The sequence below is a fragment of the Pseudomonas sp. UC 17F4 genome (genome assembly GCF_900101695.1).
GTDB lineage: Bacteria > Pseudomonadota > Gammaproteobacteria > Pseudomonadales > Pseudomonadaceae > Aquipseudomonas.
The window spans coordinates 2,736,075-2,752,681 of sequence record NZ_FNKV01000001.1 but is presented as its reverse complement, the minus strand read 5'-3'; the positions used below and the strand labels follow the sequence as shown (position 1 = coordinate 2,752,681).

The following is a 16,607-nucleotide window of genomic DNA, read 5'->3' as shown; positions in this document are numbered from 1 at the left end:
CATGAGCGAGAGCGTCTTCGGCCCAAGCATCATCCAGAACCTGCTGGACACCGACTTCTACAAAATCACCATGATGCAGGCGGTACTGCACAACTACCCCAACGCCGAGGTGGAATGGGAGTTCCGCTGCCGCAACAGCGAAGACCTGACCCCGTACCTGGCCGAGATCCGCTACCAGATCGAGCAACTGGCCGAGGTCTCGATCACTCAGGATCAACTGGCGTACCTGGGGCGCATCCCCTTCATCAAGCCGGACTTCATCCGCTTTCTCAGCCTGTTCCGCTTCAACCTGCGCTACGTGCACGTTGGCATCGATGACGCCGGACAACTGGCAATCCGCCTGCGCGGACCCTGGCTGCACGTGATCCTCTACGAGATCCCGTTGCTGGCAATCGTCTCGGAGGTGCGCAACCGCTACCGCTACCGCGAAGTGGTGATGGAGCAGGTCGGCGAGCGCCTGTACCAGAAACTCGACTGGCTCAAGGCCGAGGCTTCGCCAGCAGAACTGGCCGGCCTGCAACTGGCTGATTTCGGCACCCGCCGGCGCTTTTCCTACCGGGTCCAGGAGCACGTGGTACACACCCTCAAGCAGGACTTCCCGGGGCGTTTTGTCGGCACCAGCAACGTGCACCTGGCCCGCGAGCTGGACATCAAGCCGATCGGCACCATGGCCCACGAATGGTTCATGGCCCACCAGCAACTGGGCCCGCGGCTGATCGACAGCCAGGTCGCCGCGCTGGAATGCTGGGTCAAGGAATACCGCGGGTTGCTGGGCATCGCCCTGACCGATTGCATCGGCATGGACGCCTTCCTCAAGGACTGCGACCTGTACTTTGCCAAGCTGTTCGACGGCCTGCGCCACGACTCCGGCGACCCGTTGCTCTGGGCCAACAAGGCCATCGCCCACTACGAAAAACTCGGTATCGACCCCAAGAGCAAAACCCTGGTGTTTTCCGATGGTCTGAACTTCGCCAAGACCCTGCACCTGTACCGCGAGCTCAGCCCGCGGATCAACGTCAGCTTCGGCATCGGCACCAACCTGACCTGCGACATTTCAGGTGTTGAGCCGATGAACATCGTGATCAAGATGACCGCCTGCAACGGCGCGCCGGTGGCGAAGATCTCCGACAGCCCGGGCAAGACCCAATGCCGCGACGAGAACTTCGTCAGCTACCTCAAGCACGTGTTCAAGGTCGAAGGCCAGTGAAGGAGCAGCACATGAACAGTCGTCAGATCGAGATTGCCCAGGCCCTGGGCGTGGTGGCGCCCTTCGCAGACGGTGCGGCAGTGGCGAGTGAGATCCGCCAGCGCATCGACTTCATCAAGCAGACCCTGCTCGAAGCGCGCCTGAAAGTGCTGGTGCTGGGCATCAGTGGCGGCGTCGACTCGTCCACCGCCGGGCGCCTGGCGCAGTTGGCGGTCGAGCAATTGCGCAGCGAACAGGCCGACAACGGCTACCGCTTCATCGCCATGCGCCTGCCGCACAACACCCAGCATGACGAGCCCGATGCCCAGGCGGCCCTGGCCTTTGTCGGCGCCGATGAGTGCGTGACGGTGAACATTGCCGATGGCGTTCAGGGCCTGGCCGGGCAACTGCCGCAACTGGCCACACTGGCTGACAGCCAGCGGGATTTTGTCCTCGGCAACGTCAAGGCACGCCTGCGCATGCTCGCTCAGTACACCCTGGCCAATGCCCGCCATGGCCTGGTAATCGGCACCGACCATGGCGCCGAAGCGGTGATGGGTTTTTTCACCAAGTTCGGTGACGGCGCCTGCGACCTGGCGCCGCTGAGCGGGCTGGGCAAAGGCCAGGTGCGGGCCATCGCCGCCGCCCTCGGTGCGCCTGAACACCTGGTACACAAGGTGCCGACCGCCGACCTTGAAGAGTTACGCCCGGGCCTGGCCGACGAGCAGGTCTACGGCGTCAGCTACGCGCAGATCGATGCCTTTTTGCACGGCGAAGAGGTCGATGACGCCGTGGCCACAACCATCATCAGTGCCTACGACAAGACCCGGCACAAGCGCGAATTGCCCAAGGCACCCAAGACAAGTTTCGCTACAATGCCGCCACCTTGAATGGACTCACCGGAGCTTGTTGTGCAACGTCTGATCATCACCACACTGGCAGCCGCGACCCTCACGGGCTGCGCGACGCCTTCCAAGGACAGCCTCGACCAGTACATCGGCAACATGCTCGCCCAGCCGCTGTCGGCCAACAGTTTGTATCGCGAAGGCGATGTGCTGAGTTTCCAGATCAAGGTACCGGCCAACAACGGCCTGAGTGATCGCAGTTTCCAGCTCGAAGCCTCGTGCATCGAGCCGAACGTGGCGATCATGTACCTGGACGCCGACCAGCGTGCCTACTTCAAAAGCACCAGCGGCTATGCCCCACCGCAGCCGATGCCGGCTCGCTACCATGCCACCCTGCTGAACAACCCCAGCTTCGCCCAGGCCTGCAAGGCTCAAGCAAAGCCCGACTGGCGCAAGCTTAACGGTGAAGAGGGCGAGCCATGGGTGCTGGTCGAGCGCAACAGCATCGCCAAAATCGGCGACGAGGTCAGCCTGTGGGCCGCCTTCGACCAGCCGAGCATCCTCCTCGACCTGCCGTACAACGCCCCCTACGCGCAAAAGCGTGAGCATCACCGCTTCAACTGCAGCACCGGCACCTACACCCTGCTGGCCGGCTACGATGTCGATGCCGACAACCGGGTCACCGACGGCATGGTCCCGTCACTGCCCAAGCCCGCGCCTGTGGCTGGCAGCAACGCCGATTACCAGGCGCTGTACGATCTGGCCTGCGCAACGCCGGACAAACTCGCGCAACTGGCGCCGTTCAGCCCGCGCTTCAAGGCACCGATCGTCACCGGGGTGATGCCGCCGGTCAGCCCGTCGGTGATGGTCGCCCTCGAGCGCCTGCAACTGCCCACGCCGGTGCAGCCGCTAACCTACCTGGAAACCGTCGGCAGCTCGACCATGAAAGGCAAGACGTCGCCCATGCGCGAAGAGCACTTTCTCTCCGTCGATGCCAACAGCCGCCAGCAAGTGCTGATCCTGCGTGGCAAAGGCTATGAGGCGCAAAAGGTCACCTGGCGCGGATTGATCCCGCTGGTAAGCAAAAGCGACTTTACCGGCATGAGTGAAAGCAGCGCGCTGACCAGCCTGAGCTTCAAGGGTGACTGGAAGACCATGGCGGTGGGCAGCAAACTCAGCTATTCACAGCAAGGTGTGACCAACAACAGCGTGATTGGCCAGTACGACAAGGATCTGAAGATCACCGAGTGCACCGTGCAACAGCAACTGCCGGCCAACACCCTCAACGCCAGCTTGAGTGGCAATGCCAAGGCACTCGACTGCAGCGTAAAGGGTGACGAGTACAAACGCGTGAATCACCTGTTCTACCTGGAAGACTACGGCTACTTCTTCAATGCCAGCACCGACAAGAACGCCTTTTACTACAGCGACCTGCGTCTGCAGACGGTGAAGTGAACCCCTTGGGGCCCTCTCACCTCCAAGGCACGAGTTGATCACAACCCTGGCACAATGATTTGCACCGACGGCGATCCTTGTACAGAATCGCCGCCTTTGCCTCGAAAGGATGCGTGCAATGAAGTTCGAAGGGACTTTCCAATACATGGGCCAACACGGGATCGTCTTCAACGTCTCGCAGATCACCCTCACCGACAGCGAACGCGGGCGCCTGCGTGAGCTGCATTTTGGCGAAGCGAAAAGCGCTCACTATGAAGTGAACAGCAAGGTGGTCGAGGTCTACGACAAGATGCTCGCCAAGAACCTGCCGTGCACCATGATGATCGGCATCTCCAAGCCGTTGACCCGCCAGCAGGGCGACGTGCTCAATGCCCAGCGCACCAAGGTCGCCAACCTCGCCGCCTCGGCCTTCGCCGGCGCCGCCAGTTCCGTCGCCTCGCCCTATGTCGGCGTCCCGGTGGGTGCCGGTGTGCGCATGTACGCCAACGAAATCCTGCCCACCTACCATGCCGGCGACGTGCTGGTCAGCATTGAAGCGCGGGTCAACGGCGGCATCGGCCCGCAAAGCACCATTTCGACCCTGATCATCAAGACCTGAGTGGAGCCGCACATGTCCGAGATTACCCAGCTGGTTCTGGCCCTGGTGCTGTTCTTTTTGCTTGATCGCTTTCTCAAGCCCTACCCGCTGCGCAAGTGGCTGGGCCTGGCGCTGGTGGCCGCTGGCGCGGTCGGCTGCGTAGCGGCAAGCCAGGCCCGCCTGCTGGGGGCCGACCTGGGGCTGCTGTCGATCTTCGCCGTCGCCTTGGGTGTAGGGCTGTTCCTCAAACGTCGTCGGTTTGCGCCGGTTGGCTGAGCGTTTCCTGGGGCTGATCGCTAATTTGGGATCGGTCCTACCTTGATACCGGAGTAGTACGACATACGCCCGAAATTGATTTGGGCATCTTTCCCTGCACGTCGATGAGGTGCGCCTGGCGCGTCTGTATTACACAGGGAAGGTTGTTGTGCAGATCGAAAAAATTTATGAGTACTCCGGTCCTCACGGAATAGTTTTCCATGTTTCCAAGTTCATTGTTACGGAGGGTGATCGCGGACAGCTGCGAGAACTTCACTTTCCCGAAGCGAAAAACGGGAACTATGAAGTTATTCAAAGAACAGTCGCGATTTATGACAGGATGCAAGCACGTAGTCGCGCCTGCACCATGACCATTAGAATTTCAAGACCACTGACTCGCGTGCAGGGCGATATCCTTAACGAACAACGTCACCAAGTTTCCAACGCTTCTAGTTCCAGCGCCAGCAGGATTGCAATGCTTGCCGGACCCGCTTTCACCATTCCGGTGGCAATCTTGACCCGTTTTTTTGTAAGCGGCTCATTACGTACCTATCACACAGGGGACCTGATCATAAGCATTGAGGCTCGTGTCGACGGGGGCATCGGCCCACAATTTTCAACTGATTCGATAATCATACCGACCGCAGGTCTGGCCCCATGAATGAGTATCTTCAGTACACAATCCTCTTGACTCTATTTTACCTGCTGTACTTCTTAGTCAAACCTTATCGTCTACGAAAGCGCTGTGGCATCGTACTGTTTTTCGGCGGCACGATTGCCAGCTACCTGCTCCCTGCCCGGGCAGGTTCATTGGATATCGAATTCATCGCCATCTGCATATCAGGAGCCGGCGGCGCGCTCTTCATGACGCGACGCAAGTATCTCGAACAGGGTTGACTTAATTGACCTCATCGGACCCAACGAACAACTTCCTCAGTGACCATCAAGAATCAAGGCTGAAAACACATGACGGAATTCGGTCAAATTTTTATCGCCTTCGTATTCTTCGCACTGATTGAGCGCCTGCTCAAACCCTCGAAATTACGAAAATGGCTAAGCTTGATATTCTTGATGGGCGGCCTGCTGGGTAGAGTCACGCTGAGCGAAAAAAGTTACTGGGGCGGCTTTGATCTGTATCTGGTTTCGCTTTTTGCAATTGTCGGAGGACTTGAGTTGTTCTTCAGACGCAACCGCCACGAAGACGATGACTGAGCAGAGCACACATCATGTCTGAAGTTACCCAGCTATGTTACGCGTTGATCATCATCGCCTTTCTGGATCACTGCCTGAAGCCCTACCTGATTCGTAAATGGCTAGGGTTGTTCCTATGGGCCGCCGGTATTACTTTACTGTTCAAACCGGGTGGCAGCTCTTGGGAGGCAATGGATCTGTTCCTAGTGCCAATACTCGTATTCTGCGCAGGTACGACGCTGATCATCGGACGCCGCAAGTTTCAACCTGACGAATGAGTGAGTATCTTCAATACACCATCCTTCTGGTTGTGTTTTACCTCCTGTATTTCCTCATCAAGCCTTATCGGCTAAGAAAACGTTGTGGCGTCGTATTGTTTGGCGTCGGCATGATTGCTAGCTTGGAGTTGCTCTTCAGGCGCAACCGATTCGATGAGGACGCTTGAGTGCTGCCCATGTCTGACGTTACCCAGCTGTGCTACGCACTGATCCTGATTGCATTTATGGATCATTGCCTGAAACCCTATTTACTCCGCAAATGGCTGGGCCTGGCACTGATGACAGCCGCCGTTACGTTGCAATTTGTGCCCGGCGGCCTCTATTGGCATGAGTTGAATCTGAAACTGTTCCCTTTGTTCGTATTGTTCACGGGCATGACTCTGGTTAAGGGACGCCGCAAGTTTCAACCCGACGGATGAATGAATATCTTCTAGGCGGGTCTTTTGCCGACGTCGCCATCTGTGAGAGTCAAGGTTAAAAAAGACCATGTCAGAGTCCAATCAATTCTTCCTCGTCCTGGCGTTTTTCATCCTCATAGACCGTCTGATCAAGCCCTACAGGCCACGAAAATGGCTCGGTCTTACCTTCCTGGGTGGCGGCTTGCTTGGCAGGTTAACGCTGACCGAAAGCCATTGGCTTGGCTTTGACTTGCACCTCGTTTCACTCTTTGCCGTTGTCGGTGGGCTGGAGTTGTTCTTCAGGCGCCACCGATTCAATCCCGAACGCTGGGCCTGAGCAGGGTGTAAGCCATGTCTGCAATTACACAAATGTGCTTCGCAATGATCCTGATGTCCGTGGTGGACCACTGCCTGAAACCTTACCCGATCAGAAAGTGGCTGGGGATTTCGCTTTGGGCGGGCGGCACTTATGGTCTGTTCGCATTCCCTGACACATACTGGTACGGACTGGACATCTGGCTGGTGTCATTGCTCATCTCAGGTTCCGGCTCCAGTTTATTCTTCAGGCGTCGCAGGTTTGACCACCTGGACTAAATGGCTCTTTACCCGCACCGCTCTGCGCCCTAAGCTGTCCCCTCCCCCATCTCCCCGAGGTATTCGTCCAATGCGCCATTAATGCCGCCGTCTTTGCGACGGCCAGTCTTCAGCCCCTTTGCGGGGGACGTCGCGGGCATTTCTTGGAGTTTTGCATGACGAATACGTCGATCCTGACGCTGGACAGCGTCACCCTGGCCTTGCCGGATGGCCGGCTTTTGTTTTCCGATCTTGTCGAGACCTTCGACCAGCGCCGCACCGGCCTGGTCGGTCGCAATGGCGTGGGCAAGTCGTTGCTGGCGCAAGTTTTGGCCGGGCGCTTGCCGCCCAGCGAAGGCCGCTGCCTGCGTCGTGGCCGGGTGCACTATGTGGGTCAGCATCTGGCCGATGCCGATGCCACGGTGGCGGACCTGGCTCAGGTACGCGAGGTGATCGATGCCTTGCTGCGCATCGAGGCCGGCAGCACCCAAGACGCGGACTTCGATTGCGTCGGCGAGCGCTGGGACATTCGCGAACGCCTGCAGGCGCAGCTTGATCTGCATGGCCTGGGGCAACTGAACTGGACGCACTGTGCAGCGGCGCTGAGCGGTGGCCAGGCGATGCGCGTGGCGCTGCTCGGGGCCTTTGTCAGTGATGCCGATTACCTGATCCTCGACGAACCCAGCAACCATCTGGACGCCACCAGCCGGGAGGCGCTGATGACCCTGCTCGAGGGCTGGAACAAGGGCCTGCTGGTGATCAGTCATGACCGCGCGCTGCTTGAGCGCATGGAACGCATCGTCGAACTCTCGCCCCTGGGCCTGAGCAGTTACGGCGGCAATTACAGCGTCTACGCCCAGTGCAAAAGCGCGCAGACCGAGCAGGCCGAACGCACCCTGGAACGCCTCAAGCTCGAACGCCAGCGCCAGGCCCGCGAGCTACAGCAACAGCGCGAGCGCCTGCAGCGCCAGCAGTCGCGCGCCAGCAAGGCTGCGCGTTCGGCCAACCAGGCGAAGATCCTTCTCGACCGCCAGCAGCAACGCAGCGAAACCACCGCTGGCAAGCAGCAGCGTGATCATCAGGCGGCGCGCCAGGCGCTTAACGCACAGGTGCGCGATGCGGCGCAGCAGGTTGAATCTGCCAGCCCGATCGTGATCCATGCGCCCGCGCCGCTACAACCGAGCGGCAGTCAGGTAGTCGTATTTCAAGACCTGCAATTACCCTTCGCCCACCAAGGCCTGGTCGATCTCAGCCTGTATAGCGGCGAACGCCTGGGCCTGGTCGGCGCCAATGGCAGCGGTAAATCCACCTTGCTCAAGGTACTGGCCGGGCAATTGGCGCCGGCCGCGGGGACGTGTGAAGTACGCAGCGAAGTCGCCTTGCTCGACCAGCACTGCAGCCTGCTGCCCGCCGGGCAATCGGTGCTCGATTACCTGCGCAGCGCCAGCGCCAACCCGGATGAAAGCCTGCTGCGTACGCGCCTGGCGCAACTGGGCCTGGGCGCCGAGCGCATCAGTTTGCCCAGCGGCGTGCTCAGCGGCGGCGAACGGCTCAAGGCAACCCTGGCCGGGGTGCTGTACCGCGACACCCCGGTGGGCCTGCTGTTGCTTGACGAGCCGAGCAACCACCTCGACCTGCCCTCCCTCGCTGCCCTTGAAGCGATGCTGCGCCAGTATCGTGGGACCTTGCTGGTTGCGTCCCACGACCGGGTGTTCATGCAGCAACTAGAGCTGGACGGCTACCTGCAACTGGGCGAGGGCTCAGAACTGCACATCCGCGCTTGATTGCAGGCGGGCAAAGGCGCCGCCCAGGGTCAGGTTGTGGTGGGCGATGATCGCCTCGGCGGGCAAGCCTGGGGTGTCCATGCAGGTGTGGGCATCACTGACCAGTACGACGTTGAAGCCAAGCTCGCGGGCAACCCGGCAGTTGGTGTCGACGCAGTACTGGGTCTTGAGGCCGACGATGACCAGTTCATCGATAGCGGCTTCACGCAGTTGATCGGCCAGCGTGGTAGCAAAGAAGGCACTGGGCCGGGTTTTATCGAAGACCGTGTCGCGTGCGGGATCAATCGCCAGGGCCGGCAACAACTGCCACGCGGGGCTGCCGGCGGCAATCGGCGAACCTTCGGGCCCGGTGTGGCGAACCGCAAAAACCGCTGCCTGGGCGTTATGCGCAGCGCCGATCAGGCTGTTGATCCGGTTGAGCACCTGCTCACCCTGCCAGGGTTGTTCGGGGCCGTGGAACAAACCCACTTGCATATCCAGGACCAGCAGTGCGCGTTTTGCTTGCATCTTCATCTCCGTGTGATTGGCCAGCCCGGACGGAGAAAAGACAAGGCCCCGTCCATTGCTGGCGGGGCCTTGGATTACCTGCTGCCTAAGGTTATGCAGCCGTACCCGCCCCGCGTATGGCGGTGGTAGTGGTACGCGACGAGGTCAGCAGGCAAATCTTCATAGCTCGATAATGCGCCCGGGCCAGGCAGCGGTCAACGCTTGTTTTCCTCGGCCAGGCCCAGGTGATCCAGCGGCAACGGCCCGTGCGCCTTGACGGTCTGGATGGCGAAGTTGCTGCGGATATCGCTGACGCCGGGCAATTTGAGCAAGGTGTCGATGAGAAAGCGCTCGTAGCTGCGCAGGTCCGGCACCACCACTTGCAAAAGGAAGTCCGACTCGCCGGACACCAGGTGCGCGGCAATTACCTGCGGTAGCGCCAGCACCGCCTGCTGAAAGGCCTGGGCGGCTGGCTCGTGGTGGCGCTCGACCTTGACCCCGACGAACACGGTCAGGCCCAGGCCGACTTCATCGCGGTCCAGTTGCGCGGCGTAGCCCTTGATCAGCCCCGCCTCTTCCAGCAGACGCACCCGGCGCAGGCACGGCGACGGCGACAGGCCAATGGCTTCAGCCAGCTCGACATTGCTCAGGCGGGCATTGCGCTGCAAAGCTTCGAGAATCTTGCGATCAAAAGCGTCGAGGGTGAGTTTTGGCATGATCTTAATTCTGAGCGGTAGATCGTGGCAGTTTATAGCAATACACCTGGGCAAACACGCAACAATCGCAAGCACCTGCCAGGCCTTTCGCGCTTAGAATTTTCTCGTCCCGTTATTTGCGCAGGAGCCCGTCATGTCTCAATACAGCCTGTTTTGCGCCGCCTTGCTGGTGGTCTACCTGGTGCCCGGCCCGGACATGTTCCTGCTGCTTAATACCGGCGCCAGCCAGGGCAAGCGCCAGGCCCTGGTGACCGCCTTGGGCCTGGCCCTGGCCCGCGCGGCGCACGTAAGCCTGGCGGCATTGGGCCTGGCCGCCCTGCTACGCAGCCACCCCTGGGCGTTTGACCTGCTGAGCATTGCCGGCGGTATTTACCTGGCCTGGCTCGGCTGGCAATTGCTCTGCGCCCCGGTTGCGCCGCTGCCGCCGCGTCACAGCGGGGTGCAGCAGCGCGGGCACTGGCAGGCGGCATTGCGCCAGGGCCTGTTGACCAACCTGCTCAACCCCAAGGCGCTGCTGTTCTGCTCGGTGCTGTTGCCGCAGTTCATCGACCCGCACGGCGCTGCGGTCGGCCAGCAGTTTGCCGTGCTCGGCACGGTGCTGGTGGTGGTCGGCCTGGGTTTTGACGGGCTCTATGCCCTGAGTGGCGATCGCCTGGGGCGCTGGCTGGCCGCCAGCCCCTGGAAGCAGAAACTGCAGAACCGCGTGTTCGGCACCCTGCTGATCGGCTTCGGCATGCGTCTGGCACTGCTGCGCCAGCTCGGTGGCTGAAGATTTTCACTGCGACCAAGGTCCAATCTATGACTGGGCGTTCCCGATCTGCACGGGATGTATTATCGTGGCCGAGTGCGCAATAAGAACCGCCTGCCTGAGCAGGCATCTGCAACCGAATCGAGGGTGCCATGAGTAACGAAAGCATTAACTGGGACAAGCTGGGCTTCGACTACATCAAGACCGACAAGCGCTACCTGTCCTATTTCCGTAACGGCGAGTGGGACAAGGGCACCCTGACCGAAGACAACCAGCTGCACATCAGCGAAGGCTCGACCGCGCTGCATTATGGCCAGCAATGCTTCGAGGGGATGAAGGCCTACCGCTGCAAGGACGGCTCGATCAACCTGTTCCGCCCGGACCAGAACGCCCTGCGCATGCAGCGCAGCTGCGACCGCCTGCTGATGCCGCAGGTGCCGACCGAACAGTTCATCGACGCCTGCAAGCAAGTGGTCAAGGCCAACGAGCGTTTCATTCCGCCGTATGGCAAAGGTGCGCTGTACCTGCGTCCGTTCGTCATCGGCGTGGGCGACAACATCGGCGTGCGGACCGCGCCGGAGTTCATCTTCTCGATCTTCGCCATCCCGGTCGGCTCGTACTTCAAGGGCGGCATGACCCCGCACAAGTTCCTGATTTCCGACTACGACCGCGCCGCGCCACAAGGCACCGGCGCTGCCAAGGTCGGCGGCAACTACGCGGCCAGCCTGCAACCGGGCTACAAGGCCAAGCAAGCGGGCTTTGCCGACTGCATCTACCTTGACCCGCTGACCCACACCAAGATCGAGGAAGTCGGCTCGGCCAACTTCTTCGGCATCACCGCCAACAACGAGTTCATCACGCCGAAGTCAGCCTCCGTGCTGCCGGGCATTACCCGCCTGTCGCTGATGGAACTGGCGCAATCGCGCCTGGGCCTGAAGGTCATCGAAGGCGACGTGCTGATCAACAACCTGGACCGCTTCGTCGAAGCCGGCGCTTGCGGCACCGCTGCGGTGATCACCCCGATCGGCGGCATCCAGTATGGCGACAAGCTGCACGTGTTCTACAGCGAAACCGAGGTTGGCCCGGTTACCCAGAAGCTCTACAACGAGCTGACCGGTATCCAGAGCGGCGACATCGAAGGCCCGGCGGGCTGGATCGTCAAGGTCGCCTGATGCGCTGAACCGCCATCGCGGGCCAAAGCGGATCGCGGGTCAAGCTGTTCTGGTCAAGTTTTACCGGACACCGATTACGGTGATCAAGCTGCCAACTGCTCCATTGCTATTGGCGACAGATAGTTGTTGTAGCTATGGAGCCTGATTTGGTTGTAGCGCAAGAAGAAGCTGGTCATATCCTGTCTGGCTTCTTCGATCGTTGCATAGCCCTTGGCGGGCACCCATTCTGATTTGAGCGTGCCAAATAAGCGCTCCGTTGGTGCGTTGTCCCAGCATTGGCCTCTGCGGCTCATGCTTTGGGTTATGCCATGCTCAAGCAGTTCGGATTGGAAGCGTTGGCTGGTGTATTGGCAGCCTTGATCCGAATGAAACATCAAGCCCGCATATTTGCCTCGTACTTCTACCGCCATGCCCAAGGCCTTGCTGACCAGATGGGCATCATTGATCAGAGAAAATGCCCAGCCAATGACCCGACGGGCGAACAGGTCAATGACCACGGCCAAGTGATACCAGCGCTTCCCAATCATCAGGCTGGTTACGTCACCGCACCACACCTGATTGGTTGCCGTGGGCTGGAAGTTACGTTCAAGGACATTCTTGGCCACAAATGCCTCTACACCTCTGGAGCGATACTGGTGGCGACGGCGCTGCCTGCTGGTCAGGTTCGCCTCCGCCATAAGTCTTCCAGCTAGATACCTTCCAACCTTTAGCTGCTGGGCCTTCAAATACTGAGAAATCATTCTCGCACCGGCACTTCCCCTGCTTTCAGCATGTAGTTGCACGACCTTTGCCCTGAGCACATCACGCTCGGTATTGGGTACCGAGCGGCGATCAAGCCAGTCATAAAACGCACTGCGGGAAACGCCCAGAGCGCTGCAAAGCTGGCTGGTCGGATACGAGCCTGACTCTCTCAGCTCCTCGATCAGGAAAAACGATCGGGATCCGACATCAAGAGAGCGGTAGCCTTTTTTAGGATTTCGGCCTCGGTCTCTAAACGCTTGATCTTGGCGCGTAACTGCTGGAGCTCCCGCTGCTCATCGCTAATTGCCTTGGTGCCTGGCACTGGTTGCCCTTTCTGACGCTCTTTACGAACCTGGTCTACCCAGCGGCGCAGAGCTGTGGGGCCGACGTCCATTGATGCGCAGACGTCGGGAACCGAGCAGTTGTCGTCAAGAACCATGCTTGCAGCACGTTGCTTGAACTCGCGGGTATAAGTCTTTCGTTCTTGCATGGAACCTCCTGGTTGGGCGAATCATATCGCCCTTAAGAGGTGTCCGGGATCATTAGGCCAGTTCAAGCCCGCTCCCACAGGTGATCGCAAATCCTGTGGGAGCGGCGGTGCGGCGATCCGACTTGACCCGCGATGCTCTCCCCCCTAGATGAATTTTTCTTTAACCCGGGCACCGCCTATTCTTTGGCACAATCAAGTCTCTACCCGCCGCCCAGGTAAAAGCATGCCCCGCGTACTGACTATCGAAGACGACGCTGTCACCGCCCAGGAGATCGTCGCCGAGCTTTCCAGCCATGGCCTGGAAGTGGATTGGGCCGACAACGGCCGTGAAGGCCTGGCCAAGGCGATTGCCGGTGGCTACGACCTGATCACCCTGGACCGGATGCTGCCGGAAGTCGACGGCCTGACCATCGTCACCACCCTGCGCACCCTGAAGATCGCCACGCCGATCCTGATGATCAGCGCCCTTTCGGATGTCGACGAACGGGTCCGTGGCCTGCGCGCCGGCGGTGATGACTACCTGACCAAGCCGTTCGCCTCCGATGAAATGGCCGCCCGCGTCGAGGTGCTGTTGCGCCGCAACAGCGTGCCGCTGGCGCAGACCCGCCTGCAGGTTGCCGACCTTGAGCTGGATTTGATCAGCCACGAGGCCAAGCGCGGCGAGCAGACCCTCAACCTGCTGCCCACCGAGTACAAGCTGCTGGAATTTCTCATGCGTCACGCTGGCCAGGTGATTACCCGGATGATGATTTTCGAGGAAGTCTGGGGCTATCACTTCGACCCGGGCACCAACCTGATCGACGTGCACATCGGACGCTTGCGCAAGAAGATCGACGCCGCCGGCCAGACACCGCTGATTCGCACCGTGCGGGGCTCGGGCTATGCCATTGCCGAACCCGTCTAAGGGCTGGAGCTCGTCCACCAGCCGCCTGCTGGCGCTGTACAGCTTTCTGTTCGTGGCCTGGAGCAGCATCCTCATGGGGGTGCTGTACTTCGAGGTATCAGGCTACCTGAACAAGCTCACCCGCCACTCCCTGCTGCAGCGCCAGCACCTGTTCGCGCACATGAGCGGCAAGCAGCTCGATGATGCGCTGATTGCCAGCCAGGCCTTCGAAGAGCGCAGTTTTGATGCCTATGGGCTGTTCGACGCGCAGTTCAATGCGCTCGGCGGGCAGGTTCGCCAGATCCCGCCCGAACTCGGCCTGGACGGCAAGATCCACGAACTGAGCCGCTGCCTGGACGCCGACGACCCGCACCTGCCCCGTGACAGCTGCGATGCAGTGGCGATCAAGGTCCGCGATGGCCGCTGGCTGGTGCTGGTGCGCGACAACGGCTCGCTGTTCGTGGTCACCCGGATCATCCTCCACGCCCTGCTCTGGGGCCTGTCGCTGACCATCATTCCCGGCATCGCCGGCTGGTACCTGCTGCGGCGCAGGCCGCTCAAGCGTATCCGCGCGATCCAGGCCAGCGCCGAGCAGATTGTTTCCGGCGACCTGACCCGCCGCCTGCCGTTGTCGGCGCGGCGCGACGAGCTGGACATGCTGGCGGCCATCGTCAACGCCATGCTCGACCGCATCGAGCGCCTGATGCATGAAGTCAAAGGCGTCTGTGACAACATCGCCCACGACCTGCGCACCCCGCTGACCCGCCTGCGCGCCCAGCTCTACCGCATCCGCCAGCAGGCCGGCGATGATTCGCCGCAGGCCGAAGCACTGGAACAGGCGATTGGCGAAACCGACACGCTGATGGCGCGCTTTCGCGGGTTGCTGCGCATCAGCGAGCTGGAAGACCGCCAGCGCCGCGCCGGGTTTGTCGAGCTTGACCCGCACGGGCTGCTGCAGGAGCTGCACGACTTCTACCTGCCGCTGGCCGAAGACGGCGAGATTGGACTAACGCTGGAAATGCCCGAGCAATTGCCGGCGCTGCACGGTGATCGCGAGTTGCTGTTCGAGGCGCTGGCCAACCTGGTCGGCAACGCGATCAAGTTCACCCCGGCCCAGGGCCAGGTACTGATGCGCGCGTTGAGCGATGCCAAGGGCCTGCATATCGAGGTGCACGACAGCGGCCCGGGGATTCCCGTGGACGAGCGTGGGGCGGTGTTGAAGCGCTTTTATCGCAGTGAGGAAGGCCAGCGTCACCCGGGGTTCGGGCTGGGCCTGTCGATTGTGGCGGCGATCGTTGACCTGCATGGCTTTGAACTGGAGGTCGGCGAGAGTGAGCTGGGTGGGGCGAAACTGGTGTTGCACTGCAGGACGGGTGTAGTCAGTTAGGGCCTCATCGCGGGGCAAGCCCGCTCCTACAAGGAGCGGCTTGCCCCGCGATTGCTTAGTCGGCCAGGCGCCAGGTGGTACCGCCCTTGCCGTCTTCCAGCACCACGCCCATGGCGGTCAGCTGGTCGCGGATGCGGTCGGATTCGGCCCAGTTCTTGTCGGCACGCGCTTGCAGGCGTGCCTGGATCAAGGCTTCAACCTCGGCAGCATTGACCTTGCCTTCGGCGCCGGCACGCAGGAAGTCATCGGCGTCCAGTTGCAGCACACCGAGCAGATCACCCAGTTCGCGCAGGCGACCGGCCAGGCCGGCAGCGGCCTGTGGATCGTTCTCGCGCAAGCGGTTGATCTCGCGCACCAGGTCGAACAGCACGGCGCAGGCTTCAGGGGTGCCGAAGTCGTCGTTCATCGCCGCGGTGAAGCGCTCGACGTACTCCTCGCCACCTGCAGCCGCCACCCGTGGCAAGCCGCGCAGGGCGTGGTAGAAGCGCTCGAGGGCACCCTTGGACTCGCGCAGGCTGTCTTCGGAGTAGTTGATCGAGCTGCGGTAGTGGCTCGACACCAGCAGGTAGCGCACCACCTCCGGGTGATACTTGTCGAGCACGTCGCGAATGGTGAAGAAGTTGTTCAAGGACTTGGACATCTTCTCGCCATTGATGCGAATCATGCCGCAGTGCATCCACGAATTGGCGTATTGCTTGCCGGTGGCGGCCTCGCTCTGGGCGATTTCGTTCTCGTGGTGCGGGAACTCCAGGTCGTTGCCACCACCGTGGATGTCGAAGCTCTCGCCCAGGCAGCAGGTGGACATCACCGAGCACTCGATGTGCCAGCCCGGACGGCCCGCGCCCCAGGGCGATTCCCAGCTCGGCTCGCCGGGCTTGACGCCCTTCCAGAGGACGAAGTCGAGCGGGTCCTGCTTGGCTTCGTCGACCTCGATGCGGGCGCCGATGCGCAGGTCTTCGATCTTCTTGCGCGACAGCTTGCCGTAGCCGACGAACTTGCCGACCCGGTAGTACACGTCGCCGTTGCCCGGCGCGTAGGCATAGCCCTTGTCGATCAGGGTCTGGATCATCGCGTGCATGCCGGCGATATGGTCGGTGGCACGCGGCTCCTGGTCCGGCGGCAGGATGTTCAGGCGGCGCTCGTCTTCGTGCATCGCGTCGATCATGCGGGCGGTCAGGGCGTCGAAGCTTTCGCCGTTTTCGTTGGCCCGGTTGATGATCTTGTCATCGATGTCGGTAATGTTGCGCACATAGGTCAGGTCGTAGCCGCTGTAACGCAGCCAGCGGGTCACCAGGTCGAAGGCGACCATGCTGCGCCCGTGGCCCAGGTGGCAGAAGTCGTAGACGGTCATGCCGCAGACGTACATCCGCACCTTGTTGCCTTCAAGCGGTTTGAAGACTTCCTTGGTCTTGCTGAGCGTGTTGTAGATGGTAAGCACGAGA

The 16,607-nt window shown here is 60.9% G+C and carries 21 protein-coding genes; 16 read left to right on the top strand and 5 right to left on the bottom strand.

The genetic code is table 11. The features are described 5' to 3' along the window. Position 1: 1 nt before the first annotated feature. From pncB to BLR26_RS12730, 12 genes are all read left to right on the top strand, one after another. Complete coding sequence (pncB, locus tag BLR26_RS12790; RefSeq protein WP_093381035.1) at positions 2 to 1,207, top strand: nicotinate phosphoribosyltransferase; 1,206 nt, start codon at positions 2 to 4, stop codon at positions 1,205 to 1,207. Between the two features lie 11 nt (positions 1,208 to 1,218). Continuing rightward, positions 1,219 to 2,076: an ammonia-dependent NAD(+) synthetase gene (gene nadE, locus BLR26_RS12785; protein WP_045194663.1), complete on the top strand. Its 858-nt coding sequence runs from the start codon at positions 1,219 to 1,221 to the stop codon at positions 2,074 to 2,076. A 21-nt stretch (positions 2,077 to 2,097) separates the two neighbouring features. Then, complete coding sequence (locus BLR26_RS12780; RefSeq protein ID WP_093381032.1) at positions 2,098 to 3,486, top strand: hypothetical protein; 1,389 nt, start codon at positions 2,098 to 2,100, stop codon at positions 3,484 to 3,486. A 118-nt stretch (positions 3,487 to 3,604) separates the two neighbouring features. After that, positions 3,605 to 4,084, top strand: a complete 480-nt coding sequence (locus BLR26_RS12775; RefSeq protein WP_045194668.1) for a hypothetical protein — start codon at positions 3,605 to 3,607, stop codon at positions 4,082 to 4,084. Between the two features lie 12 nt (positions 4,085 to 4,096). Beyond that, the gene (locus BLR26_RS12770; RefSeq protein WP_093381029.1) at positions 4,097 to 4,339 is read left to right on the top strand and encodes a hypothetical protein; all 243 of its coding nucleotides are present in this window, start codon (positions 4,097 to 4,099) and stop codon (positions 4,337 to 4,339) included. Between the two features lie 148 nt (positions 4,340 to 4,487). Beyond that, the gene (locus BLR26_RS12765) at positions 4,488 to 4,979 is read left to right on the top strand and encodes a hypothetical protein (RefSeq protein WP_093381027.1); all 492 of its coding nucleotides are present in this window, start codon (positions 4,488 to 4,490) and stop codon (positions 4,977 to 4,979) included. Then, positions 4,976 to 5,215 carry a hypothetical protein gene (locus tag BLR26_RS12760; protein ID WP_093381024.1) on the top strand — a complete coding sequence of 80 codons (240 nt, stop codon included), beginning with the start codon at positions 4,976 to 4,978 and terminating at the stop codon, positions 5,213 to 5,215. The genes BLR26_RS12765 and BLR26_RS12760 overlap by 4 nt, the downstream gene beginning before the upstream one ends. A 69-nt stretch (positions 5,216 to 5,284) precedes the next feature. Then, complete coding sequence (locus BLR26_RS12755) at positions 5,285 to 5,530, top strand: hypothetical protein (RefSeq protein ID WP_093381022.1); 246 nt, start codon at positions 5,285 to 5,287, stop codon at positions 5,528 to 5,530. Positions 5,531 to 5,544: 14 nt separating this feature from the next. Beyond that, the gene (locus BLR26_RS12750) at positions 5,545 to 5,787 is read left to right on the top strand and encodes a hypothetical protein (RefSeq protein ID WP_093381020.1); all 243 of its coding nucleotides are present in this window, start codon (positions 5,545 to 5,547) and stop codon (positions 5,785 to 5,787) included. Positions 5,788 to 5,963: 176 nt separating this feature from the next. Further along, entirely contained in the window at positions 5,964 to 6,206 is a 243-nt protein-coding gene (locus BLR26_RS12745) for a hypothetical protein (RefSeq protein ID WP_093381018.1), read from the top strand. 67 nt (positions 6,207 to 6,273) lie between these two features. After that, positions 6,274 to 6,522 carry a hypothetical protein gene (locus tag BLR26_RS12740; protein WP_093381016.1) on the top strand — a complete coding sequence of 83 codons (249 nt, stop codon included), beginning with the start codon at positions 6,274 to 6,276 and terminating at the stop codon, positions 6,520 to 6,522. A gap of 412 nt (positions 6,523 to 6,934) precedes the next feature. Further along, positions 6,935 to 8,542 (top strand): ABC-F family ATP-binding cassette domain-containing protein, encoded by a 1,608-nt coding sequence (locus BLR26_RS12730; RefSeq protein ID WP_093381012.1) that lies wholly within the window; start codon positions 6,935 to 6,937, stop codon positions 8,540 to 8,542. Here BLR26_RS12730 and BLR26_RS12725 read toward each other — a convergent pair. Next, complete coding sequence (locus BLR26_RS12725) at positions 8,519 to 9,049, bottom strand: cysteine hydrolase family protein (protein ID WP_093387444.1); 531 nt, start codon at positions 9,047 to 9,049, stop codon at positions 8,519 to 8,521. The two genes, BLR26_RS12730 and BLR26_RS12725, sit on opposite strands and share 24 nt — an antisense overlap. Positions 9,050 to 9,243: 194 nt before the next feature. Further along, positions 9,244 to 9,744 carry an Lrp/AsnC family transcriptional regulator gene (locus tag BLR26_RS12720; protein WP_045194685.1) on the bottom strand — a complete coding sequence of 167 codons (501 nt, stop codon included), beginning with the start codon at positions 9,742 to 9,744 and terminating at the stop codon, positions 9,244 to 9,246. A gap of 133 nt (positions 9,745 to 9,877) precedes the next feature. Here BLR26_RS12720 and BLR26_RS12715 point away from each other — a divergent pair, with 133 nt between their 5' ends. Both BLR26_RS12715 and BLR26_RS12710 read left to right on the top strand, forming a co-directional pair. Then, complete coding sequence (locus BLR26_RS12715) at positions 9,878 to 10,513, top strand: LysE family translocator (protein WP_045194687.1); 636 nt, start codon at positions 9,878 to 9,880, stop codon at positions 10,511 to 10,513. Between the two features lie 131 nt (positions 10,514 to 10,644). Then, on the top strand, positions 10,645 to 11,664 hold the full coding sequence (locus tag BLR26_RS12710) for a branched-chain amino acid aminotransferase (RefSeq protein ID WP_093381010.1): 1,020 nt from the start codon (positions 10,645 to 10,647) through the stop codon (positions 11,662 to 11,664). Between the two features lie 83 nt (positions 11,665 to 11,747). On the opposite strand, the gene BLR26_RS12705 is transcribed toward BLR26_RS12710, so the two are convergent. Further along, positions 11,748 to 12,578 carry an IS3 family transposase gene (locus BLR26_RS12705; protein WP_256326769.1) on the bottom strand — a complete coding sequence of 277 codons (831 nt, stop codon included), beginning with the start codon at positions 12,576 to 12,578 and terminating at the stop codon, positions 11,748 to 11,750. An 8-nt stretch (positions 12,579 to 12,586) separates the two neighbouring features. Then, entirely contained in the window at positions 12,587 to 12,895 is a 309-nt protein-coding gene (locus BLR26_RS27475; RefSeq protein ID WP_256326695.1) for a transposase, read from the bottom strand. Positions 12,896 to 13,118: 223 nt separating this feature from the next. On the opposite strand from BLR26_RS27475, the gene BLR26_RS12700 reads away from it, so the two are divergent. Both BLR26_RS12700 and BLR26_RS12695 read left to right on the top strand, forming a co-directional pair. Next, the gene (locus BLR26_RS12700) at positions 13,119 to 13,799 is read left to right on the top strand and encodes a response regulator transcription factor (protein WP_045194691.1); all 681 of its coding nucleotides are present in this window, start codon (positions 13,119 to 13,121) and stop codon (positions 13,797 to 13,799) included. Then, entirely contained in the window at positions 13,777 to 15,165 is a 1,389-nt protein-coding gene (locus BLR26_RS12695; protein WP_045194693.1) for a sensor histidine kinase, read from the top strand. Before BLR26_RS12700 ends, BLR26_RS12695 begins: the two co-directional genes overlap by 23 nt. A gap of 55 nt (positions 15,166 to 15,220) precedes the next feature. Here the strand turns inward: BLR26_RS12695 and cysS are convergent, their stop codons facing one another. Further along, complete coding sequence (cysS, locus tag BLR26_RS12690; RefSeq protein ID WP_093381008.1) at positions 15,221 to 16,603, bottom strand: cysteine--tRNA ligase; 1,383 nt, start codon at positions 16,601 to 16,603, stop codon at positions 15,221 to 15,223. Positions 16,604 to 16,607: the final 4 nt, after the last annotated feature.